The 22,339-nt window shown below is 60.1% G+C and carries 18 protein-coding genes and 1 pseudogene; 10 read left to right on the top strand and 9 right to left on the bottom strand.

What is annotated here, in order from left to right; genetic code table 11:
* From IHN22_RS04490 to IHN22_RS04480, 3 genes are all read right to left on the bottom strand, one after another.
* Positions 1–1,090 (bottom strand): class I tRNA ligase family protein (locus IHN22_RS04490; RefSeq protein WP_191433732.1); only part of this gene is annotated, 1,090 nt, incomplete at its 3' end.
* Positions 1,091–1,237: 147 nt separating this feature from the next.
* Positions 1,238–2,575, bottom strand: coding sequence for a DUF4179 domain-containing protein (locus IHN22_RS04485; protein ID WP_191433730.1), 1,338 nt, complete (start codon positions 2,573–2,575; stop codon positions 1,238–1,240).
* On the bottom strand, positions 2,569–3,051 hold the full coding sequence (locus IHN22_RS04480) for an RNA polymerase sigma factor (protein ID WP_191433728.1): 483 nt from the start codon (positions 3,049–3,051) through the stop codon (positions 2,569–2,571). The genes IHN22_RS04485 and IHN22_RS04480 overlap by 7 nt, the downstream gene beginning before the upstream one ends.
* Positions 3,052–3,197: 146 nt before the next feature.
* On the opposite strand from IHN22_RS04480, the gene IHN22_RS04475 reads away from it, so the two are divergent.
* Complete coding sequence (locus IHN22_RS04475; RefSeq protein WP_191433726.1) at positions 3,198–3,755, top strand: DUF2975 domain-containing protein; 558 nt, start codon at positions 3,198–3,200, stop codon at positions 3,753–3,755.
* A gap of 12 nt (positions 3,756–3,767) precedes the next feature.
* Positions 3,768–3,980, top strand: coding sequence for a helix-turn-helix domain-containing protein (locus IHN22_RS04470; protein ID WP_087188564.1), 213 nt, complete (start codon positions 3,768–3,770; stop codon positions 3,978–3,980).
* Positions 3,981–4,056: 76 nt separating this feature from the next.
* Here IHN22_RS04470 and IHN22_RS04465 read toward each other — a convergent pair whose 3' ends face one another.
* A complete protein-coding gene (locus IHN22_RS04465) occupies positions 4,057–4,593 on the bottom strand; it encodes a uracil-DNA glycosylase (protein WP_087188565.1) in 537 nt (178 codons plus the stop codon).
* A 446-nt stretch (positions 4,594–5,039) separates the two neighbouring features.
* Between IHN22_RS04465 and aspS the strand changes: the two are divergent.
* From aspS to IHN22_RS04440, 5 genes and pseudogenes are all read left to right on the top strand, one after another.
* Positions 5,040–6,338: pseudogene (aspS, locus tag IHN22_RS04460) on the top strand (aspartate--tRNA(Asn) ligase).
* A gap of 12 nt (positions 6,339–6,350) precedes the next feature.
* Positions 6,351–6,638 carry an Asp-tRNA(Asn)/Glu-tRNA(Gln) amidotransferase subunit GatC gene (gene gatC / locus IHN22_RS04455; RefSeq protein ID WP_191433724.1) on the top strand — a complete coding sequence of 96 codons (288 nt, stop codon included), beginning with the start codon at positions 6,351–6,353 and terminating at the stop codon, positions 6,636–6,638.
* 10 nt (positions 6,639–6,648) lie between these two features.
* Positions 6,649–8,088, top strand: coding sequence for an Asp-tRNA(Asn)/Glu-tRNA(Gln) amidotransferase subunit GatA (gatA, locus tag IHN22_RS04450; protein WP_191433722.1), 1,440 nt, complete (start codon positions 6,649–6,651; stop codon positions 8,086–8,088).
* A complete protein-coding gene (gene gatB, locus IHN22_RS04445; RefSeq protein ID WP_087188569.1) occupies positions 8,085–9,506 on the top strand; it encodes an Asp-tRNA(Asn)/Glu-tRNA(Gln) amidotransferase subunit GatB in 1,422 nt (473 codons plus the stop codon). Before gatA ends, gatB begins: the two co-directional genes overlap by 4 nt.
* A gap of 174 nt (positions 9,507–9,680) precedes the next feature.
* The gene (locus IHN22_RS04440) at positions 9,681–10,982 is read left to right on the top strand and encodes an MATE family efflux transporter (RefSeq protein WP_191433721.1); all 1,302 of its coding nucleotides are present in this window, start codon (positions 9,681–9,683) and stop codon (positions 10,980–10,982) included.
* A gap of 59 nt (positions 10,983–11,041) precedes the next feature.
* On the opposite strand, the gene IHN22_RS04435 is transcribed toward IHN22_RS04440, so the two are convergent.
* Entirely contained in the window at positions 11,042–12,700 is a 1,659-nt protein-coding gene (locus IHN22_RS04435) for a Na/Pi cotransporter family protein (RefSeq protein WP_191433719.1), read from the bottom strand.
* Between the two features lie 264 nt (positions 12,701–12,964).
* On the opposite strand from IHN22_RS04435, the gene IHN22_RS04430 reads away from it, so the two are divergent.
* Positions 12,965–14,737, top strand: coding sequence for a CvpA family protein (locus tag IHN22_RS04430; RefSeq protein WP_300985446.1), 1,773 nt, complete (start codon positions 12,965–12,967; stop codon positions 14,735–14,737).
* A gap of 43 nt (positions 14,738–14,780) precedes the next feature.
* Here IHN22_RS04430 and IHN22_RS04425 read toward each other — a convergent pair whose 3' ends face one another.
* The 4 genes from IHN22_RS04425 to spoIVB form a co-directional block, all read right to left on the bottom strand.
* A complete protein-coding gene (locus tag IHN22_RS04425; protein WP_191433717.1) occupies positions 14,781–16,160 on the bottom strand; it encodes an alanine/glycine:cation symporter family protein in 1,380 nt (459 codons plus the stop codon).
* 75 nt (positions 16,161–16,235) lie between these two features.
* The gene (locus IHN22_RS04420; RefSeq protein ID WP_191433734.1) at positions 16,236–16,838 is read right to left on the bottom strand and encodes a pentapeptide repeat-containing protein; all 603 of its coding nucleotides are present in this window, start codon (positions 16,836–16,838) and stop codon (positions 16,236–16,238) included.
* A 143-nt stretch (positions 16,839–16,981) separates the two neighbouring features.
* A complete protein-coding gene (gene spo0A / locus IHN22_RS04415) occupies positions 16,982–17,755 on the bottom strand; it encodes a sporulation transcription factor Spo0A (RefSeq protein ID WP_343212787.1) in 774 nt (257 codons plus the stop codon).
* A gap of 250 nt (positions 17,756–18,005) precedes the next feature.
* Positions 18,006–19,061, bottom strand: a complete 1,056-nt coding sequence (gene spoIVB / locus IHN22_RS04410; RefSeq protein ID WP_191433715.1) for a SpoIVB peptidase — start codon at positions 19,059–19,061, stop codon at positions 18,006–18,008.
* A gap of 261 nt (positions 19,062–19,322) precedes the next feature.
* Here spoIVB and IHN22_RS04405 point away from each other — a divergent pair, with 261 nt between their 5' ends.
* Both IHN22_RS04405 and IHN22_RS04400 read left to right on the top strand, forming a co-directional pair.
* A complete protein-coding gene (locus IHN22_RS04405; protein WP_191433713.1) occupies positions 19,323–19,838 on the top strand; it encodes a DUF6512 family protein in 516 nt (171 codons plus the stop codon).
* Positions 19,839–20,092: 254 nt separating this feature from the next.
* Entirely contained in the window at positions 20,093–22,327 is a 2,235-nt protein-coding gene (locus IHN22_RS04400; RefSeq protein ID WP_207733069.1) for a bifunctional metallophosphatase/5'-nucleotidase, read from the top strand.
* Positions 22,328–22,339 lie beyond the last annotated feature (12 nt).

Here is a 22,339-nt window from a genome sequence, read left to right as displayed (position 1 = left end):
AGACCACCTCGATGATCTCACAGCCGAACTTCTTGGCAAACTCCCAGTCGCGGTCGTCGTGGGCGGGCACGGCCATGATGGCGCCGGTGCCGTAGGTGGAGAGCACATAGTCGGAGATAAAGATGGGGATCTCCTTGCCATTGACCGGGTTGATGCCCTTCACGCCGTCCAGGCACACGCCGGTCTTTTCCTTGTTCAGCTCGGTGCGCTCCAGATCGGACTTGGAGGCGGCGGCAGCCTGATAGGCACGCACATCGTCGGCGTTAGCCAGCTTGCCGCTCTCCAGCCAGCCCTTCACCAGGGCGTGCTCGGGAGAGAGAACCATATAAGTGGCGCCGAACAGGGTGTCGGGTCGGGTGGTGAACACCACGATGTCCTCGCCAGTGGTGGCCTTAAAGGTGACCTCGGCACCGGTGGAGCGGCCGATCCAGTTCTTCTGCTGGGTCTTGACCCGCTCGATGAAGTCCAGGTCGTCCAGGTCATCGATGAGGCGCTGGGCATACTCGGTGATCTTGAGCATCCACTGGCTCTTTTCCTTGCGGACCACGGGGGCGCCGCAGCGCTCACACACGCCGTCCACAACCTCCTCGTTGGCCAGCACGCACTTGCAGGAGGTACACCAGTTCACGGGCATGGTGGTCTTGTAGGCCAGACCGTGCTTCCAGAGCTGCAGGAAGATCCACTGAGTCCACTTGTAATAGCTGGGATCGGTGGTGTTGATGACCCGGTCCCAGTCGAAGGAGTAGCCCAGCATATGCAGCTGCTTGGTAAAGTTCTCAATGTTGTCGTGGGTCACCTTGGCAGGGTGAATGTGGTTCTTGATGGCATAGTTCTCGGTGGGCAGGCCGAAGGCGTCATAGCCCATGGGGAACAGCACATTGTAGCCGTCCATACGGCGCTTGCGGGCCACCACGTCCATGGCGGTATAGGGGCGGGTGTGGCCTACGTGCAGACCCTGTCCGGAGGGATAGGGGAACTCCACCAGGCCGTAAAACTTGGGTTTATCACTGTGGTTTTCACAGTGGAAGGTTTTTTCCTCTGCCCATTTTTTCTGCCACTTGGGCTCGATGGCAGCAAAATCGTACTTCATTGACTGCACTTCCTCGTATCATATCCTGGCGGCATCCACCGCCTCCATAATCCAGCATATTATACTAGAAATACAACATCAATGCAAGAAAAACCATCAGGCCCCACCGTAAAATACGACGGGGCCTGGGTCTGCTCCTGTATGACATCACTGGGCATCCAACCGGATGACCGCCTTCTGTCCCTCCAGCAGTTTATACTGCTGAACAAAAAAACAAATCTGGGCCACCTTGTCCACATCCCGGGCGTAGGATTCCGCGCTGGGGGTGGAAATGACGGTGATGGTACCGTCGCTCCGGTTCTTGATCTTTTCCACCCACACGTCCTCAAAGAGATCCTCACCCTGGGCATCCTGAAAATACACCCCGTTCAGCAGGCGGGCATACCAGGCGTTTACCGCCCCCACCGGCTGCATCTTCACGATGAGTTGTCCATCCACCGCTTCATAGCTGGCCGGAGCATATCCTCCGTCGGGATTTCCTGAGTCCGCAGATGGCAGGTCTTCCAACGCCACCACCTGTCTGGGTGAAACTCCGCCCACGGATGTGGTTGGGATGATCTCCAGCTGCTTCAGCCCGCTCACATCCCCGTACAGCTCATAGACGCTGTCCACATAACCCTCCGGGTCCCAGTAATGGTTGATCACCACCTGGTCATAGGGGATATAGGCTCCGGTATCTCCATCCCGCAGGGCAAAGTCATACCAATCCTTTTCACTGGAATCCTCCTCCGCCCAACGCAGCCTGAGCAGAGTACCCAAAGGAGACCGCTTCAGGGAAACCGCCTCCACCTGTACCGGCTCTCCCCCAATTCTGGCGGAAAGGACGGCGTCCAGCTCAAACTGCTCCCCCTGGATGGGGTTGACAGAAAAGGTCAGCGTGTTTTCCCACAACAGCGGAGCAAGTTCACCCGGCTCTGCGTCTCCATATCGCGCCAGCTTCAGCTCCACCTGCTCCCCATCTTCCAGAGGCGTGCGCAGGAGGAAACGCCAGGCGCCGTACAGAGTGTGGTCGTCGGCCAGGTATTCCTGGTTTTCAAAGCTGTTGTCATAGCCCTCCATGGAAATATCCTCCCCGCCGGAGCACAGGGTCATCCTGGGGGCGTACTGCCATGTCTCGTCCTGAACGTACAAACAGTAAAAGATGGTGCAGAACGTCCCGTCAGTTGCCACACGATCCACCGTAAACACATCGCCGTTTTCTGCCGTCACTGATACGCCCACCGGCTGGGCGCAGGTCTCATACACCTCATTCATACCCAGCAGGGCATACTCGTTCTGCTCCTGCAGGAATTCAAATGCCCCCATATAATAGGCCGCCGCTGTAATCCCCAGCAAACCGCACATCACCGCCGCCGCCACAAGCACCCGGAACGTATGTCTAGGGGTTTTTACCGGCTCTGATGTCATGGCCTCCGTCAGCCGGGCCTGAAAGTCCTGATCCGGCTCCACCTGGTCCATCCAGGTCTGATAATCTTGCTTCAGCATGGCGTTTCCCCCTCCTGTAAGTCCTCCCGCAGCATGGCCCGCGCCCGGCTCAGGCGGGTACGGATGGTCCCCTCCCGCTTGCCCAGCACCTTGGCGATCTCCGCGGTACTCAGCTCCTCGTAGTAATAGAGATGGACCACCACCCGGTAGTCCTCCGGCAGCGTCAGAAGGCGCGGCTCCATGCCCTGCTCCTCCGGCGGCTCCGGCGCGGCCATCTGCCCCGCCTCCTCCAATGGCACCGCACGCCTGCGCCAGAGGGAGCGGTGCAGATCCCCCGCGCAGTTGGCGGCTACCCGCAGCAGCCAGGCCTTGCAATGCTCCCCATCCCGAAAAACCGGGGCCGTCCGCACCAATCGCAGGAAGGTCTCCTGGGTGATGTCCTCCGCATCCTCACGGCTGCCCGTCCGGGCGTAGGCCAGCCGGTATACCGCCGGGCTGTACTGCTCCACCAGCCGGGCGGCTTCCTCCCGATCCATAGCCCACTCTCCTTTCTCTGTTCCTATAGGATACACGTTTTTGCTCCGCAAAACGTTACAAGCCCCGTCGTTATATTGAAAAACGATAAAAATGCATTTACAAGCAATGTGTTCCGTGGTACAGTGATGCCAAAGGAGGCGTGATTATGGAGAGAACCGGCGTGCAGAAACTGGCCCATGTGCTGACAATACTGGTTACCATCACTTTTGTATGCAACCTCATTGCACTTATCATGGTGCCCGGGCTGGTACACATCGGCTCACAGCAGGGGCTCGCGGCGTGGTGGGACTATGATATCGACGATACCCTGCATATGCTGCTCATCGGCGGCTGGTCCATGTGGGGGCGCAACGGCATCCAGGCGGATGTTCTGTCTGGTTTTCTGCTCTTCTGCGGCGCCTGTACAGCGGTCATCCTGTGGCAGGGCCGCCGGGTGCTGGGCACTGTCCTCAAAGGTACTCCCTTCTGCCTGGAAAATGCCAAAAGCCTTTTGGGATCGGCGGTCCTCTGCTTTCTGATTTCCGGGGCCGCCCTGGTGCGTGTGATCTGGAGGATCTGCTATGCCCAATCCATCGCGCCTCTGTTCAGCTATAATACACTCTTTGTTCCGCTCTTCTTTCTGGCCGGGCTGCTCTGTCTGGTCATATCCGCCCTCTTCCGCCAGGCGGCGGAGATGAAGGCGGAAAACGACCTGACCATCTGAGGAGGTGTTCCCATGCCCATCGTTGTGAATCTGGATGTGATGATGGCCAAGCGGAAGATGAGCCTCAATGAGCTGTCCGCCAAGGTGGATGTCACCCTGGCCAACCTGTCCATTTTGAAAAACAATCACGCCCGGGCGGTCCGCTTTACCACCCTGGAGGCTATCTGCAAGGCCCTGGACTGCCAGCCCGGGGATATTCTGGAATATGTGCCGGAGACGGAGTGAACCATAACGCTCCCTTTGCCTTCTGTGATAAAAAACGAATAAAAAATTGGGACCTGCCTCAGGCAGGTCCCGTTCTTCAGTCGTAGGTATGGTTGCAGATCTCCCGGATCTTGGCCTGGAGGGTCTTTAGATCCACAAAGCTTTCCGGCCGCTTGGAGGGGTCCCGCAGCAGAGCGGAAGGGTGGAACATGGCCATCATCCACACCCCGGCCTTCTCCATCCACTGTCCGTGCTCCCGGGTGATCTTGAAGTCGTCTTTCATCAGCCGAATGGCGGCGATGCGCCCCAGGCAGACGATGATTTTGGGCCGGATCAGGGCCACCTGATTGCGCAGGTAACCGATGCAGGCCTCCTGCTCAATGTTCAGCGGGTCCCGGTTTCCCGGCGGACGGCACTTGACCATATTGCCGATAAACACCTTGTCCCGGCGCAGGTCGATCATCTCCAGCATATCGTCCAGCAGCTGGCCCGCCCGACCCACAAAGGGCCGTCCGGTCAGGTCCTCCTGCTCACCGGGCCCCTCGCCGATGAACATGACCTCCGCGTCCCGGGCGCCCTCGCCAAAGACCACGTTGTGCCGGGTATCGGCCAGGGAGCACTTGCGGCAGTCCATACATTCGGCATAGAGCTCATCCCAGTTTTTCGTGTCCTCCGCCCCCTTTCTTCGAGGATTTTCCCCATTGTAACATAGGGCCGCCCTCCTTGCCTAGGGCAGATTTTGTCAAAATTCACAGTTGCTTTTCCACGCAAAAGCGCATATACTACGCCCATAAAGGCTGCGACAAAGACCGCCGCCCGTGAGAGCCGACAGAGAATCCGGGTCACCGACTGAGAGCCCGGTCCGGCAGGATGGGATGGCGCAACACTTTTGAGCTGGCGTGCCGAGCCCCGTTTGGGAGGTAGGTTCGTCCGTATTACTCGCGTTAAGAGTTCCAAGTGGCTCCATCAAGGGTGATGGGGCAACTACGGGTGGTACCGCGGAGTTTTTCCGTCCCGAAGTCGTTTTGATCGACTTCGGGACTTTTTTTATTTTTTCAAACAAGAAAGGTTGTGAACGGTATGGTATTCCTGGCAAAACAAATCGACAAAGCGGTGGAGGGCCGGAATAACCAGCCCGTCACCATCCACGGCGCGGTCCATGCCCTGCGGGACATGGGCGGCATCACCTTCGTCACCCTGCGCACCCGCACCGGTCTGGTCCAGTGTGTCTGCACCCAAAAGGACGCCCTGGACGGGGCCACCGAGGAGTGCGCCGTCACCGCCGCCGGTATGTGGCGCATCGAACCCCGGGCTCCCGGCGGGAAAGAGCTGACCGACGCCAGCCTCACCGTCCTGTCCCGCCCCGCCGCTCCTCTTCCGGTGCCGCTGTCCAAGAAAAAGCTGGACCTGAACCTGGACACCGAGCTGGGCCTGCGGCCGGTAGTGCTGAGAGCCCCCAAGGAGCGGGCAGTGTTCCGCGTCCAGGCCGCCATTGGCCGGGCCTTCCGGGACTACCTCCAGGGGGAGGGCTTTACCGAGATCCACACCCCCAAGATCGTCCACGCCGGGGCCGAGGGCGGGTCCAACATCTTCCGCCTGGACTACTTCGGCAAAAAGGCCTTCCTGGCCCAGTCCCCCCAGTTCTACAAGCAGACCATGGTAGGGGCCTTCGAGCGGGTATACGAGGTGGCCCCCGTATTCCGGGCGGAAAAGCACTCCACCCAGCGCCACCTGAACGAGTACACCTCTCTGGACTTTGAGATGGGCTATATCCAGTCCTTCACCGAGATCATGGAGATGGAGCAGGGCTTCCTCCAGCACCTGATGGAGCTGCTGAAGAAAGAGTATTCCGCCGAGCTGGCTCTGCTGGGCGTGGAACTGCCCGACGCCTCCAAAATCCCCGCCGTCCGCTTTGACGAGATCAAGCGTCTGGCGGCGGAGAAGTACGGCTATCAGATCCGGGACCCCTTCGATCTGGAGCCGGAGGAGGAGCACGCCATCGGCAAGTACGCCAAGTAGGAGTGGGGCAGCGATTTCGTGTTCGTCACCCACTACCCCAGCAAGAAGCGGCCCTTCTATGCCATGGACGACCCCGCCGATCCCCGGTTTACCCTGTCCTTCGACCTGCTGTTCCGGGGTCTGGAGGTGACCACCGGCGGCCAGCGCATCCACGACTACGCCGCCCAGGTGGCCAAGATGGAGGCCCGGGACATGGACCCGGCAGAGTTTGAAAGCTATCTCATGATCCACAAGCACGGGATGCCCCCCCACGGCGGACTGGGCATCGGCCTGGAGCGGCTGACCATGCAGCTGTGCGGTTTGGACAACGTCCGCCGGGCCTGTCTGTTCCCCAGAGACCGCACCCGACTGGAACCCTAAGGAGGAATTAATATGAAAATCACCGAGGATATGGTCGACTATATCTCCCAGCTCTCCCGGCTCCAGCTGCCGGCGGAGGAGAAAACCGCCATGACGGCGGAGCTGGAACGCATCGTGGCCTATATGGATGTACTCAACACCCTGGATACCACCGATGTGGAGCCCCTGAGCCACATTTTCCCCCTGAAAAACGTGCTGCGCTCCGATGATGTGGTCCCGTCCTACGACCGGGAGGCCCTGCTGGCCGGGTCTCCCGCCGGGGACGGGGAGACCTTCCTGGTCCCCAAAGCTGTGGAGTGAGGTGGAAACGATGGAACTGTATGAACTGACTGCCCTGGAGCTGGCTCAAAAGCTCCACTCAGGCGAGGTAACCCAGCAGGAAGCAGTGGAGGCCGCCCGCGCCCGCATTGACGCCGCCCAGCGGTCCAACAACGCCTTCCTCACCCTCACCGACCCGGCCCCGGCGGCCGACCTGTCCGCCTCCCCCCTGGCCGGGGTGCCCATGGCCTATAAGGACAACATCTGCACCAGGGGGGTAGCCACCACCTGCGCCTCCAAAATTCTGGAGGGATTTGTCCCCTGCTACGACGCCACCGTGGTGGAGCGGCTGACCGCCGCCGGAGCGGTGTCCATGGGTAAGCTGAACATGGACGAGTTTGCCATGGGCTCCACCTCCGAGACCTCCCACTATGGCCCGGTGAAAAACCCCTGGGATCTGACCCGGGCGGCAGGCGGCTCCTCCGGCGGCGCGGCAGCCGCCGTGGCAGCGGGCGAGGTGTGGTACGCCATCGGTTCGGACACCGGCGGCTCCATCCGCCAGCCCGCCGCCTATTGCGGCGTCACCGGCATGAAGCCCACCTACGGCACCGTGTCCCGGTACGGCCTCATCGCCTACGCCTCCTCCCTGGACCAGATGGGCCCCATCGCCAAGTCCGCCGCCGACTGCGCGGCGGTGCTGGATGTGATCCAGGGCAGGGACCCCCGGGACGGCACCAGCCTGGACGCCCCCGCCGGGGGGCTGCTCTCCTCCCTCACCGGCGACCTGCGGGGCAAAAAAATCGGCCTGCCGGCAGACTGCTTCGGCCAGGGTCTGGATAGTGAGGTGCGCTCCGCCGTGCTGGCCGCCGCCGAGGTATTGAAAGCCCGTGGGGCCCAGGTGGAAGAATTTGCCCTGCCGGTGATGGAGTATGTGGTGCCCACCTACTATATCATTGCCTGCGCCGAGGCCAGCTCCAACCTGTCCCGGTTCGACGGAGTCAAGTACGGATGGCGGGCTGAGGACTACGGGGATCTCACCGACCTCTACTGCAAGACCCGCACCCAGGGCTTCGGCGCTGAGGTGAAGCGGCGCATCCTGCTGGGCACCTTCGTGCTGTCCTCCGGCTACTACGACGCCTACTACAAAAAGGCCCTCCAGGTGAAAGCCCTCATCAAGAAGGCCTTTGACGAGGCCTTTACCAAGTATGATCTGCTCCTCACCCCGGTTGCCCCCACCACCGCTCCCAAGCTGGGGGAGAGCCTCACCGATCCCCTGAAGATGTACCTCAGCGATATCTACACCGTGTCGGTGAACCTGGCGGGCCTGCCCGCCCTGTCCATGCCCTGCGGCTTTGACAGCAAGGGTATGCCCATCGGCGCCCAGCTCATCGGTCCCGCCCTGGGCGACGGCGGGGTGCTCAACGCCGCCCATGCCTTCCAGCTGGACACCGACTGGCACAAGAAAAGCCCCAAAGGAGGTGACGCCCAATGACCTGGGAAACCGTGATCGGTCTGGAGACCCATGTGGAGCTGGCCACCAAGACCAAGATCTTCTGCTCCTGCACCACCCAATTCGGCGGCGCGCCCAACACCCACTGCTGCCCGGTGTGTACCGGTATGCCGGGCACCCTGCCGGTGCTCAACGAAAAGGTACTGGAGTTTGCGGTAAAGGCCGGTCTGGCTCTGAACTGCGAGATCAGCCGTTTCAGCCGCTTTGACCGGAAGAACTACTTCTACCCCGACCTGCCCAAGGCCTACCAGATCTCCCAGCTCTACCTGCCCATCTGCCACGACGGCAAAGTGGACATCGGGGAAGGCAAGACCATCCGCATCCACGAGCTACACATGGAAGAGGACGCAGGCAAGCTGGTCCACGACCCCTGGCTGGACCAGACCCGGGCGGACTACAACCGCTGCGGCGTGCCCCTCATCGAGATCGTCACCGAGCCCGACTTCCGCTCGGCTGAGGAGGTCATCGCCTACCTGGAGAAGCTGCGCTCCACCCTGCAATACCTGGGTGTGTCCGACTGCAAGATGCAGGAGGGCTCCCTGCGGTGCGACGTGAACCTGTCGGTGCGTCCCGCCGGGTCCACAGAGTTCGGCACCCGCACCGAGATGAAGAACCTGAACTCCTTCAAGGCCATCTCCCGGGCCATCGCCTATGAGGCCCGGCGGCAGATCGAGCTCATTGAGGAAGGCAAGCAGGTGGTCCAGGAGACCCGCCGCTGGGACGAGAACAAGGACGCCACTTACGCCATGCGCTCCAAGGAGAACGCCCAGGATTACCGTTACTTCCCCGAGCCGGACATTCCGCCGCTGGAGCTGTCCGACAAATATATCGAAGGACTCCGGGCCGCCCAGCCCGAGCTGGCCGAGGCCAAGCGGGCCCGCTATCAGGCCGACTGGGGACTGCCCGCCTACGACGCTGAGATGCTCACCTCCCAGAAGGCTCTGGCTGACTTTTTTGAAGAAGTAGTTGCCCTGGGAGCCGATGCCAAGCAGGCCTCCAACTGGGTCATGGGTCAGGTTATGGGCCAACTGTCCGCCCACGGCCTGGAGGCCAAGGACATGAAGCTAACCCCCGCCACTCTGGCCAAGCTCATCGCTCTGGTTCAAGATGGCAAGCTCAACCGCAACACCGCCGTCAAGGTCTTTGAAGCGGTCTTTGCCGACAACGGCGACGTGGATGCTTATATTAAGGAACATGGTCTGGCCCAGGTGTCCGACGCCGGGCTGGTGACCGCCGTGGTGGAACAGGTGCTGGCCGCCAACCAGAAGTCGGTGGAGGACTTCAAATCCGGCAAGGAGAAGGCCTTCGGCTTCCTGGTGGGCCAGGTCATGCGGCAGCTCAAGGGCCAGGCCGCCCCGGCGGTGGTCAACCAGGTGCTGCGGGAAAAGCTGTCCCAGTAACGCGCCTCACACCTTGACAGGATTCCGCTCTTCTGGTATGCTCTTATCCACAAGTAAACCATGTGCATGACGCCCGTCACCGGATGGGCGAGGCAACGTGCCTGAGTATATTCCGTAGGTCTTTGAAGGAATATACTCAGGCACGTTTTTCATTTGCACCCGGGAGGACAAACCATGCGGCGGACTTTTTTCAAGTACATCTCCTTAAATATGCTGGGAGCCCTTGGGCTGTCCGGCTACATTATGGCGGACACCTTTTTTGTGGCCAACCGGCTGGGCTCCGACGGGCTGGCGGCCCTCAATCTGGCTATTCCCATTTTCGGGCTCATCAACGGACTGGGCATCCTGCTGGGCATCGGGGGCGCCACCCGCTACTCCATCTGCCGGTATCAGGGGGATAAAGATCGGGCCAACCGCACCTTTACCTTGTCCCTGCTCACCGGGCTGGGGCTGGGGATCATCCTGGCTCTGCTGGGAGCCTTCTGTGCCCGGCCCATTGCCCTGCTGCTGGGCGCCAACACAGACACACTGCCTCTGTGCACTGTCTATCTGCGCACGGTACTCCTCTTCTCTCCCTGTTTTCTCCTCAACCATGTGATGGTGTGCTTTGTCCGCAATGACGGCAATCCCAAGCTGGCCATGACCGCCATGCTCACCGGCAGTCTGGCCAACATCGCCCTGGACTACCTCTTCCTCTATCCTTTAAATATGAGTATTTTCGGGGCAGCTCTGGCCACCGGCACCGCTCCGGTAATCGGGCTGTGTCTCTCCTCTCTCCACAGCCTCACTGGTCGGAATCAGTACCGGCCGAGCCGGCCCGCGGCCCCGGTCCGGTCCCTGGCCGACGTGGCAGGCCTGGGCAGCGCCGCCTTTCTCAATGAGTTTACCTCCTGCATGGTGCTGGCTCTCTATAACGCCCTGATGCTCCGGGCTGCCGGTACGGTTGGGGTGGCAGCCTACGGCGTGGTGGCCAATCTGGCGCTCATGGCTCTGGCTCTGTTTACCGGCCTGTCCCAGGGGGCCCAGCCTCTCATCAGTCAGTCCTACGGTCGGGGAGACCATCACACCGTCCGTCAGCTTTGCCGTCTGGCCCTGCTGGTCTCCTGTCTGGTGGGTCTGGCCTTGGCCCTCATCGCTCAATTCGGGGCCGAACCCCTGGCAGCCCTGTTCAACCGGGATGGCGACCCGGAACTGGCCCGGCTGGCAGTAAGCGGGCTGCGGATCTATTTCTGGGGCTTTCTCTTTGCCGGACCCAACATTATTGCCGCCTCCTTTCTGGGTGCTGTGGAGCAGCCCCGTGCCTCCTTTCTCCTGTCCCTGTTCCGGGGCGGCGTAGGCATTGCCGCGCTGGTACTTTTGCTGGCATGGCTGCTGGGCGTCACCGGGATCTGGCTGGCTTTCCCGGTCACAGAGCTGCTTACCCTCTTTCTGGCTCTGGGTGTCAGCCGCAGGGTCCTTCGTACTCCACTATCTTAATAAAACAAACTCCCCCCGGTTCAGCTCAAAGGTTGAACCGGGGGGAGTTTTGGTTTGGTTTAAACGCCGGTGGCGTCGGAGGAAATGGAGGCCCGCTCCTGAGCAATGTTCAGGGCGTGGTCGCCAATCCGTTCAAAGTCGGTGAGCAGCTCGGAGAAGATAATGCAGGCCTCGTCGGAGCAAGAACCCTTCCGCATCCGCTTGAGCTGGTTGCGGCGGTATTCCTCAGTCATGTCGTCCATCCGCTGCTCCAGGGCGGACACCTTGGTCAGCCACTTAGTGGGATCGGTAACCTCCTGCTGGAGGAGATCCAGGGCCTCCAGGCTGACCTGCTCCATCCGCTTAATCTCTTCCCGGGCCTCGGGAGAGAATTGGATGTTCTTATCATGCATCATCTGGGTATACTCGCAGATGTTCATGGCATGGTCGCCGATGCGCTCAATGTTGCCGGTGATCTTGAAGTAGGCGCTGACGGCGGTGGAATCCTGCTCGTTGGTCTCATGGACGATAACCTGGGAGATATACTGGGAGATCTCCTTATTCAGGTAGTCCAGATAGTCCTCGGTGGCCTCGGCACCTTCCATTTTCTTGGGGTCCACATCCAGCACCGCCTGGAAGCAGGTGGCGATGTTTTCCCGGGCCATCCCCAGCATCCGGTTCAGCTCCTGCCGCAGCTGGGTGATATACATGGCGGAGAAGCCGATGGGGTGCTCCTGCTTGGTGTGGGTAGGGTTGGGCACCAGATAGGCCAGGTGCATTCCCTCCTCGCCGCTCTCACTCCGGTCGGGCAGGATGAACATGGCCAGCTTCACCAGCCCGTTGCCGAGGGGCAACAGCAGAATGGTGGTGACAACGTTAAAGAGGGTGTGCATATTGGCGATCTGGGCCGCGGGGTAGGCGGGGGTCAGGCTCACCATAAAGTCGGTCAGCGGCGTCAGGATACACATGGTGGTAAAGAGCACCGTACCAAACAGGTTGAACATCAGGTGGATCACCGTAGTGCGCTTGGCGTTACGGCTGGTGCCAATGGAAGCAAGCACAGCGGTGATACAGGTGCCGATGTTCTGGCCAAACAGAACGAACACGGCGCTGTCCAGGCCGATGACTCCGCTGACCGCCAGGGCCTGAAGAATGCCCACAGAGGCGGAGGAGGACTGGATCAGTGCGGTAAAGAGGGTACCCACCAGAATACCGATCAGGGGATTGGAGAAGGTGCTGACCACATCCACGAAGGCGGGCCACTCCTGCAGGGGCTCCATGGAGGAGCTCATCATCTCCATGCCGATGAAGAGTACGCCCAGACCGGCCAGGATGTTGCCGTAGTGGTGGATCTGGGGTTTCTTCAGGAACACCACCATGGCCACACCCACAAAGGCGAACAGGGGTGCCATGGCGCCCACGTCCAGGGCGATGAGCTGGCCGGTAATGGTGGTACCGATATTGGCGCCCATAATGATCCACACAGCCTGCCGCAGGGTCATCATGCCGGAGTTAACGAAGCCCACCACCATGACTGTTGTGGCGGAAGAAGATTGGATCACCGCAGTGATCACCGCGCCCACCAGGACGCCAAGGAAACGGTTGGAAGTCAGTCGCTCAAGGATGCGCTTCATACGGTTGCCAGCTGCGGCCTCCAGGCCGGAACTCATCATCTGCATACCGTAGAGGAACAAGGCCAGGCCGCCCAGCAGCCCCAGAAGGATGCTTATGTTTCCCACGTTTTTTCTCCTCTTTTTTTATATTTCTTTTTCAGTTTCTTTACAATGTCCTGTCTAAGTATATCGAATGTAAAGTTTGTCGTCAATGGGATTTTGTACGAAGTTTTGCTCCCTCTCTCCCTCTGCTCCGGCAGGTTTTTCCACTCATTTTATGGAAATTTAATGCCTGTTCAGTTGCCTTTTCCACCACTATGGGCTATACTACTTTTATCAGTCCCTTCTGATACTGAAAAAAATGTCGAATTGCCTAAAGGAGAAACGTTCATGGAACAGCAACCGGCCAAAAAGGCCCATGGGCCCAAAAGCAAGTCCGGAAAACTGGTGCTCTGTATTGTACTCACCATTTTGATCGGCTTGGTCTATTTCTATGTGGCTCTGCCCCCTATCAATCCCCAGTCCGGCGATTTTTATGTCTTTATCGCCGTGTTGTGTATCGTATTTGTGGTCACCTCCATCCTCACCTCCGGCATGGACCTGATCCGGGACGGCAGTGGGCCCAAGGACTACCTACGCTTCATCAAATCCCGCTGTCTGCCGGCCGGCATCCTGCTGCTGGTTCTCATCGCCATCGGCATCGTGGGCACCCTCATTTCCCTGCCTATCTTCCGGGCCGGGGCCTACCGAGATCTGCTGACCGTGGAGGACGGCAACTTTGCCACTGACATCGCCGAGATCTCCTTCAACGAGATTCCCACCCTGGACGAGTCCTCCGCCGAATACCTCAGCGACCGCCAGATGGGTACCCTCAGCGATATGGTGAGTCAGTTTGAATATTCCTTTGACTCCACCCAGATCAACTACCAGGGCCGGCCTGTCCGCGTGGCCCCCATTGCCTACGCCGACTTGTTCAAATGGTTTACCAATCGAGGTACCGGTCTGCCCGCCTATGTGAGGGTGGACATGGTCACCCAGGAGGCCACGGTGGTCCGGCTGGAGGAGGGCATGAAATACTCCTTCTCCGAGCCTCTTAACCGCAACATCGAGCGCCACCTGCGCTTCAACTACCCCACCTTTATCTTTGGCACGCCCCAGTTTGAGATCGACGAGGAGGGCCGCCCCTACTGGATCGCTCCCCGCATCGTCAAGACCATCGGCCTGTTCGGCGGCGACGACATCCAGGGCGCGGTGCTGGTGGACGCCATCACCGGCGAATGCACCTACTATGAGCTGGCCAATATCCCCAGCTGGGTGGACAACGTGTTTACCCCCGAGCTGATTATGGAGCAGTACGACTACCACGGCACTCTGGTCAACGGCTTCATCAACTCCATCTTCGGCCAGCGGGACGTGACCATCACCACCAGCGGCTCCAACTATATTGCCCTCAACGACGACGTTTATATGTACACCGGCGTTACCTCCGCCAATGCCGACCAGTCCAACCTGGGCTTCCTGCTGTCCAACCAGCGTACCAAGGAGACCAAGTTCTACTCCGCCCCCGGCGCCACCGAGGCGGCGGCCATGTCCTCCGCCGAGGGCGTGGTGCAGGACCTGAAATACACTGCCACCTTCCCCCTGCTGCTCAACATCGCCAACGAGCCCACCTATTTCATTCCCCTGAAGGACGCCACCAATCTGGTGAAGAGCTACGCCATGGTCAACGTGGCCCAGTATCAGGTGGTGGCCACCGGTTCCACCGTGTCGGCCTGTGAGCAGGAGTATATCAAGCTGCTCAACAATAAGGGCATCACCACCCCGGATGAGACCCCCCGCACCGAGGTCTCCGGCGTGATCAGCGACATCCGCTCGGCAGTCATGGAGGGCAACTCCTACTACTTCATTCAGCTGGAGGGCGATCCCACCTACTACGCCATCTCTGCCGCTCAGAATCCCCTGGCTGTCATTCTCAATGTGGGCGACCAGGTGACCATCCAGCACACCCCCGCCATTGACGGGGAGACCTCCTCTATTCTGGATGGCTCCACCATCACTCTGGACGGAGCGGCCCAGCCCGCTCCCTCGCCGATCGTCACTCCCGCACCCCAGGAGGAGACCGGTACCGGGGAAGCTTCTCCCTCCCCCGCTCCGGCGGAATAAGATTTCTACAAAAAGAGCACGCTGCTGATGCAGCGTGCTCTTTTCATGCCTGTTTGCTTTTCCATGCCCGCAGCAGGGCCAAAGCCTCCGGGGACAGCAGCAGCAGGGCGAACAGGTTGGGCAGTGCCATGAGCCCGTTGAAAATATCCGCCAGCTGCCACACCGCTGTTACGTCGGCTACACTGCCCCACACCAGCGCCCACAAAAATACCAGCCGGTAGATCCACCGCCAGCGGTTGGAGCCGCTCAGGTAGGCCAGCCCCCGCTCGCCATAGTAGCAGCACCCCAGGAGGGAGGTGAAGGCGAACAGCAGCAGGCATACCGACACAAAAATTTCCCCAAAGGGACCGAATACGGTGGAAAACCCCGCCGCCGACAGGGGGGCGCCCAGCATCTCCGGCGTCACCTGCCCCTTTTGGATGGCGGCCAAAGCCTCCTCCGGTTGATAAACTCCGGTGGTAAGGATCACCAGCGCGGTAATGGAGCACACCACAATGGTAGCCACAAACACCTCAAAAATGCCCCACATCCCCTGCTCCGCCGGTTCTCTGGTGTCGGCGGCGGCGTGGGCAATGGAAGAGGAGCCCATGCCCGCCTCATTGGTAAATACCCCTCGGGCCACACCGTACCGCAGCGCCGCCGCCATGGAGTAGCCCGCGCCGCCCCCCAGGGCCGCCTTGGGGGTAAAAGCCCCCTCCACGATCTGTCTCAGCGCCCCGGGCAGGGCCTGGGCATGGCAGCAGAGTACCACCATCCCGCCGCCCACAAAGAGGAGGGCCATACAGGGCACCAGGGTCTCGCTCACCTTGCCGATGCGGCCAATGCCCCCTACCACAACCGCTCCGGTGAGCAGAGCCACCACGATGCCCACTGCCAGCGGGTCCAGCCCAAAACCGGCATGGAGGGCAGCCGAGATGGAATTGGCCTGCACCATATTGCCGCCCCCCAGGGAGGCGGCCACACAGCACAGGGCAAACAGGGTGGCCAAGGCGGGGCTCCCAAGCCCCTTTTCCATGTAGCACATGGGTCCGCCCTGCCAGCAGCCCTTCTCGTCCTTTTCCCGGTAGCGCACCGCCAGGATCTTTTCCACACAGCCGGTCATCATGCCCAGGAAAGCAGATACCCACATCCAGAATACCGCTCCCGGCCCGCCGTAAAAGATGGCGGTGGCCACTCCGGCGATGGAGCCTGTGCCAATGGTGGCCGCCAAAGCGGTGGACATGGCTTGAAGCTGAGTCAGCCCCCGCCCGGTACCTTTTCTGGCTTTTTTGCCCAGTGCCCCTGCCGTGGTCCTGAGCCACAGCCTGCAATGAATTACCTGAAAAAAACCGGTCCGCACCGACAGATACAGGCCCGTCACCAGAAACAGGCCCAGCAGCCACGGATTCCAGATCAGATCGGCCAGCCGCTCTAATCCGGTCATAGCCCCACCCCCTTGTCCCAGAGGTATGCGGACAGGGGCGGTTCCATGCCTGTATCTTGTCCGAAGCCGGAATGCTCAGAGCAGTTGTACCCCCAGCAGAGGGGCCAGATCCACCGCCTGTGCCGGGTTGATCTTCAGCCCCCGCAGCTCCTGCAGGCTCTCTGACACGGTAATGCCCTGGATCTGGCAGTCGGACAGGTCCAGACCCTTCAGCGGAGTCCGGAAAAAATCCACCCCCTGAAAGTTGGACCCATGGGGCTCCAGGCCGCTTACCCGGGCCTCCGCCATGGAGGCCTCCCGCAAATCGCAGCCGGTCAGACTGACCCGGTTCCACAGGGATTTGGAAAAATTCCCATAACGAAAGCTGCTGTCGGCCACCGCACAGTCCTTCCAGCGGCTGGAGATCATCTTTACGCCGTCTCCCTTGCACCCGGACATCCGGCACTTGTTCCACACCGTATCCAGAAAGCTGCAGTTGGAAAAATCACAGCCGTCAAATTCCGACTGATAAAAAGCCGCTTTGGAAAAATCGCACCGCTCAAAACGGCATTTATAGAACCGGATCCGGGTATACTCCAAGTGGGACAGATCCAGTCCCACAAGCTGTTCCTGTTCAATGGCCAGATCCTCCAGGTCCCGCTCTTCGGTTCTGGCCCAATGTAATTGCTGCACCAGCATGATGGTCACGCCTCCTAGGGGATACGCCCCGGCAGCGGGGCGCATCCTGTCTGCTTATGTTATACTCCTTTTTTGTCCGGCTGTGTAGAGAAAAACGCGCCCGGCTCCGGGGCGTTCCCCGTCTGCCGGGCACATCACAGCCTTCACCGCTCCTTCTGCTGCAGTTGGAGCCGATCGGCGATCATGGCAATAAATTCCGAATTCGTAGGCTTTCCCTTGGCGTTGGAGACCGTGTAGCCGAAGTATTTTTGCAGTGTCTCCAGATCGCCCCGGTCCCAGGCCACCTCGATGGCGTGGCGGATGGCCCGCTCCACCCGGGAGGCAGTGGTGCCAAAGCGTTTGGCCACCTCGGGGTAGAGAATTTTTGTGACCGCGTTGATCACATCCATATCCCCCACGGCGATGATAATAGCCTCCCGCAGATACTGGTAACCCTTGATGTGGGCGGGCACACCGATCTCATGGATGATTCCCGTCACCACATTTTCCAGCCGTCTGGCCCGCTCTTCGCCGTCATCCCCTTCCTCCGTCTCCTGAAGGGCGGCCAGCTGGCGGACCCGCTCGGCCACCGCCGTCAGCCGGCAGGGCTTGAGCATATAGTAATCCGCGCCGGTGGATGCAGCCAGCTCAGCCACGCTGCCCCGGGCAAATCCGGAGAGCACCAGCACCCGGGGCCTGGCTTCGGCCTTGGACAGCGCCTGCAAGACCTCCACCCCATCCATCTGGGTCAGCACCAGATCCATCACCAGCACATCCGGCGCCAGACGCTCTGAAAGTTGAAGCGCCTCTTCTCCATCTCCTGTGGCTCCCACCACCTGGATGCCCGCTTCCCCTTCCAGCTGTTCCACCAGAATACGGCGAAATTCTTCGCTTGCATCCGCTACCAGGACTTTGATTCTCCGTTCCAATATTGACACCCTTTCCAGCAGGCTCCTCCTGCTCCACATTTGCCGCCTGGCCAAGGCTGATTACCGGTTGGCTATAATTTACCATAATCAGACAGCAAGCGCAAGGGTTTTGCTGGTAATTTATGGTTATTTCTCTTCGACTTCGTTCGACTTTTCCGCAGAAATTCCGACGCAGGCCCTCTTTTCCCTCTCATATCTTCCAATGTTCGTGCAAAAAAGGCGCCGGGAGCGGCGGACCGCTCCCGGCGTTTTCGGGTTATTAGGCTTCTGTTTTACCAGTTTCCGCCTGCTCCAGCATATGCTCTGCCAGGATGCCGTAGCCCTGGGTGGGATCATTGACCAGTACATGGGTCACGGCTCCCACCAGTCTGCCGTTCTGGAGGATGGGCGAGCCGCTCATCCCCTGCACAATGCCGCCGGTAGTATCCAGCAGTCGGGCGTCAGTCACTTTCAGCATCAGACTGCGGGTATCTCCCTCTTTTTCGGGAAAAATACGGGTGATCTCCACCTCATACTCCTCCACCTGATCGCCGGTCACATTGGACAAAATGACCGCCGGTCCCACCTGGACCTGGCTGCGTTCCGCCACTGGTACCGGCTCCATGCCGTCAGTCATGGTCTCATCACTGATCTGGCCAAAGACGCCGCTGCAGGTGTTGGACCACAGCACACCCAGGTCCCGGTCGGTCTGAAAAGCTCCGTGGAGTTCCCCCGGCGTTCCCTTCACGCCCTTCTGCACGTCGGTGACTTCGGAATAGAGGATGGACCCGGACTGCATAGGCATCAGCTTTGCCGTATCCACATCGTTGATACCGTGGCCCAGAGCGCCGAAAGTACCAGTCTCGGGATCGCAGAAGGTCATGGTGCCAATACCGGCCATGGAGTCTCTGATCCAGGCGCCCAGTTTATACTGCCCGTCGGCACTGCACTGCACCGCCTGGGCAGTAAACTGGACCTCTTTGTCGTCCCGCACCGCACGGATGCTCATGGTCTGGTCCCCCACCTGCTGCAGCACGGCCTGGACCTCTTCAATGCTGTCCACTTCTTCCCGGTTGATGTGGGTGATGATATCCCCTTCCTTCAGCCCACAGTCCCGGGCCGGAGTGTGACTGCCGTCAGCCGCCGTCACCTCACCAAAACCAACCACCATCACGCCGTCGGAAAACAGTTTGATCCCTACGGTACGGCCCATGGGGATCACTTCTCTGCTTTCCGCCGCCCTGACGGGCTGGAACCAGGCCGCCCAGGCAAGCAGCAGCACTGCTGTCAGTACCACGCCCACCCAGGGCCTGATCTTTGATTCTTCTTTTCCCATTTCGCTGTCCACGCTCCTTCCCCAAATCATTGGCGTTTTGTACGCCTGTTACTAATATGGTTTTCAAATGGACGAACCGCGCTGGCAATGAAATGTTCCTTTGGCTTGGTACTTCTTTCCAACTGCCGCCCGGCAGATTGTTGGCGCTTTGCCCCTGTTCTTTTCTCCCCCTGTTTCCTGCTTTTTATCTGGAGGCTCTGTGGTATTTTTTTCTTTTGTTTGCATATGTTACGGCATATAAGACGAAAGGATGTGTCCGCCATGCCGCGCCTGAGCAAGACCGAGTGGATCGCTTTTGTTGCCGCCACAGTGGCCGGCGCCTGTCTGCATTTCCTCTATACCCTGCTTCCCTGTCCTGCCACCGCTCTGGTAGCTCCGGTGCGGGAGAGCCTATGGGAGCACGTCAAACTGCTCTACTGGCCCTGCCTCATTGCCGGGCTGGCTCTGCGCCGCCGGCAGCCTGAGCTGCCGGGACAGCGGGCCTTTGCCCTGCTGGCAGCCACGGCGGGGATGCTGGGAATCGGCTACCTCTACCACATTCCTTTTCAGGGGGACTCCCTTATCTTTGATATCGTCCTCTATCTATTGATGATGGCGGTATTTTTCCTGCTTCCCCATCTGCTCCACCAGCCCTTCTGGCAAAACTTCCGGGAAGTGCTGGTCCTGCTGGTACTGGTGCTGGGAATCGCCACACTTCTATTCACCTTTCTGCCTCCCAACGGCCTGCTCTTTACCGATCTGTCCGGCACTCCCACCTGGGTCACCCTGCCCTGCTGAAGCAAGTCCCCGGAGCGTTTCTCCGGGGACTTGTTGTCTTTTCTGCCTTTCTGCCTATTTTACCAAAACCACATAAAATTTACCTGCTTTCTACACCGGACCCCTTGTATTTCTGTTTCCATTTTGTTACCATTAAGACATCCGATTTGCCCACATCCAGAGGAACCTTTTGTACCCGCGGATGCGTTCAGGCTCCATCCGTCGGCCGGAAAGGTCCCCTCCGGTAGGGCCCGGAAGGAAAGGTGGAATGTTTCATGAGAAAACACACACGCAAGTTCCTGTCCCTGTTCCTCTCCCTGTCCATGGCCAGCAGCTTCTGCATCCCCGCCATGGCTGCCGAGGGGGACACCACCGCTGCTACGGATGACGGTATTGTGGTGCTGTACACCAACGACGTCCACTGCACCAGCGACGACGGTATGTCCTATGCCGCCATCGCCGCCTATAAGGCCGAGATGGAAGCCAGCTACGGCGCCGACAACGTTACCCTGGTGGACAACGGCGACGCCATCCAGGGCGGCATCCTGGGCTCCCTGTCCAAGGGCAGCTGGATCGTGGACATCATGAACAATGTGGGCTACGACATTGCCATCCCCGGCAACCACGAGTTCGATTTCGGCATGGATACCTTCCTGGACATCGCCAAGAACCAGGCTGAGTACACCTATGTCAGCTGCAACTTCGTGGACGCCGACGGCAAGGCCGTGCTGGAGCCCTACACCATGGTCACCTACGGCGACGTGGACGTGGCCTATGTGGGTATCTCCACTCCCGAGACCCTGACCAAGTCCGCCCCCGCCTACTTCCAGAACGACAAGGGCGAGTACATCTACGGCTTCTGCCAGGATAAGGACGGCAAGGCCCTGTACGACCAGGTCCAGGATACTGTGGATGCCGCCCGCAAGGCCGGCGCTGACTATGTGGTGGCCCTGGCTCACCTGGGTGAGGACGCCCAGAGCTCTCCCTGGATGTCCACCGAAGTCATTGCCAACACCACCGGCATCGACGTGGTGCTGGACGGCCACTCCCACACCACCGAGCCCTCCAAGACCGTGAAGAACGCCGACGGTGAGGACGTGCTCCTGAGCCAGACCGGCACCAAGGCCGAGTCCGTGGGCAAGCTGGTCATCGCTCCCGACGGCACTATGACCACCGAGCTGGTTGCCCTGGCTGACGTGGATACCACCTCTCAGGCCTACACCACCGCCAAGACCTTTATCGAGGGTATCCAGGCTGAGTACAAGGCCATGTCCGAAGAAGTGGTGGCTACTTCCTCCGTGGACCTGACCATCAACGATCCCTACACCGGTGAGCGTGCTGTCCGCTCCGCCGAGACTAACCTGGGCGACCTGTGCGCCGACGCCTACCGCGTGCTGCTGGGCGCTGACATCGGCTTTGTCAACGGCGGCGGCGTCCGCGACAACATCGCTGCCGGCGACATCACCTACGGCAACATCATCGCCGTCCATCCCTTCGGCAACCTGGCCTGCCTGGTTGAGGTCTCCGGCCAGCAGATCCTGGATGCTCTGGAGCTGGGCTCCATGCAGGCCGGCGTGTCTGAGAGCGGCGGCTTCCTGCAGGTCTCCGGCATCAAGTACACCGTGGACACCTCCATCCCCACCTCCGTGGAGCTGGACGACGCTGGTAACTTCGTGAAGGTGGCCGGCGACCGCCGGGTCAAGGATGTTCAGGTTCTGGACAGCGAGACCGGCGAGTACACCGCCATTGACCCCGAGGCCACCTACACCCTGGCCTCCCACAACTATATGCTCAAGGACGGCGGCGACGGCTATGCCATGTTCGGCGCTGACAACGTGAAGATCCTGAAGGATGAGGTCATGGTGGACAACGAGGTCCTCATCAACTACATCAAGGACGAGCTGGGCGGCGTGGTAGGCGAGCAGTACGCCAATCCCAGAGGCGACGGCCGCATCACCGTTCTGTACGCCGACGCCGACTTCTCCGCCTGGTACGGCGAGGCTGTCCGCTATGTGGTGAACAATGATATGATGAGCACCACCAACGGCTTCAGCTTCACTCCCTTCGGCCAGGTGAGCCGCGCCACCGTGTATCAGGTGCTGTACAACATGGAGGGTGCTCCCGCCGTGGAGAAGACCACTGTCACCGACACCGAGGGCAAGTGGTACTCCGACTGCATCAACTGGGCCGCTTCCGTGGGCCTGTTTGAAGGCACCACCTTCGGCGAGGATCAGACCATCACCCGCGCTGAGATCGCCGACCTGATTGCTGCCTATGCCGAGTACAAGGGCATCCAGGCCCCTGCCGCCGACGGCTCCATGGAGAAGGCTCCCGACTATGCCTCCATCCCCGCTGAGTCTCTGGACGGCATGACCTTCTGCTACTACGCCGGCATCATGACCGGCAACGAGGCCGGCCAGCTGATGCCCGCCGGTCAGCTGACCCGGGTGGAGTTTGCTCAGGTTCTGTCCAACTTCGGCGCCCTGACCGCCGAAGAGCCTGCTGCCTGAGGCTCACTCCTG

Source organism: Flavonifractor sp. An112, from assembly GCF_904377885.1.
In the GTDB taxonomy this organism is placed as follows: domain Bacteria; phylum Bacillota; class Clostridia; order Oscillospirales; family Oscillospiraceae; genus Flavonifractor; species Flavonifractor avicola.
Note: the sequence above shows the minus strand (reverse complement) of the source record. Positions and strands in the feature narration are given on the sequence as shown.

Bases quoted from the DNA above. Each gene is read 5' to 3' on its own strand.
- IHN22_RS04485 (WP_191433730.1), bottom strand. From the start codon at position 2,575: ATGCTGAAGCAAGATTATCAGACCTGGATGGACCAGGTGGAGCCGGAT.
- IHN22_RS04480 (WP_191433728.1), bottom strand. From the start codon at position 3,051: ATGGATCGGGAGGAAGCCGCCCGGCTGGTGGAGCAGTACAGCCCGGCG.
- IHN22_RS04475 (WP_191433726.1), top strand. From the start codon at position 3,198: ATGGAGAGAACCGGCGTGCAGAAACTGGCCCATGTGCTGACAATACTG.
- IHN22_RS04470 (WP_087188564.1), top strand. From the start codon at position 3,768: ATGCCCATCGTTGTGAATCTGGATGTGATGATGGCCAAGCGGAAGATG.
- IHN22_RS04465 (WP_087188565.1), bottom strand. From the start codon at position 4,593: ATGGACTGCCGCAAGTGCTCCCTGGCCGATACCCGGCACAACGTGGTC.
- gatC (WP_191433724.1), top strand. From the start codon at position 6,351: ATGAAAATCACCGAGGATATGGTCGACTATATCTCCCAGCTCTCCCGG.
- gatA (WP_191433722.1), top strand. From the start codon at position 6,649: ATGGAACTGTATGAACTGACTGCCCTGGAGCTGGCTCAAAAGCTCCAC.
- gatB (WP_087188569.1), top strand. From the start codon at position 8,085: ATGACCTGGGAAACCGTGATCGGTCTGGAGACCCATGTGGAGCTGGCC.
- IHN22_RS04440 (WP_191433721.1), top strand. From the start codon at position 9,681: ATGCGGCGGACTTTTTTCAAGTACATCTCCTTAAATATGCTGGGAGCC.
- IHN22_RS04430 (WP_300985446.1), top strand. From the start codon at position 12,965: ATGGAACAGCAACCGGCCAAAAAGGCCCATGGGCCCAAAAGCAAGTCC.
- IHN22_RS04425 (WP_191433717.1), bottom strand. From the start codon at position 16,160: ATGACCGGATTAGAGCGGCTGGCCGATCTGATCTGGAATCCGTGGCTG.
- IHN22_RS04420 (WP_191433734.1), bottom strand. From the start codon at position 16,838: ATGCTGGTGCAGCAATTACATTGGGCCAGAACCGAAGAGCGGGACCTG.
- spoIVB (WP_191433715.1), bottom strand. From the start codon at position 19,061: ATGGGAAAAGAAGAATCAAAGATCAGGCCCTGGGTGGGCGTGGTACTG.
- IHN22_RS04405 (WP_191433713.1), top strand. From the start codon at position 19,323: ATGCCGCGCCTGAGCAAGACCGAGTGGATCGCTTTTGTTGCCGCCACA.
- IHN22_RS04400 (WP_207733069.1), top strand. From the start codon at position 20,093: ATGAGAAAACACACACGCAAGTTCCTGTCCCTGTTCCTCTCCCTGTCC.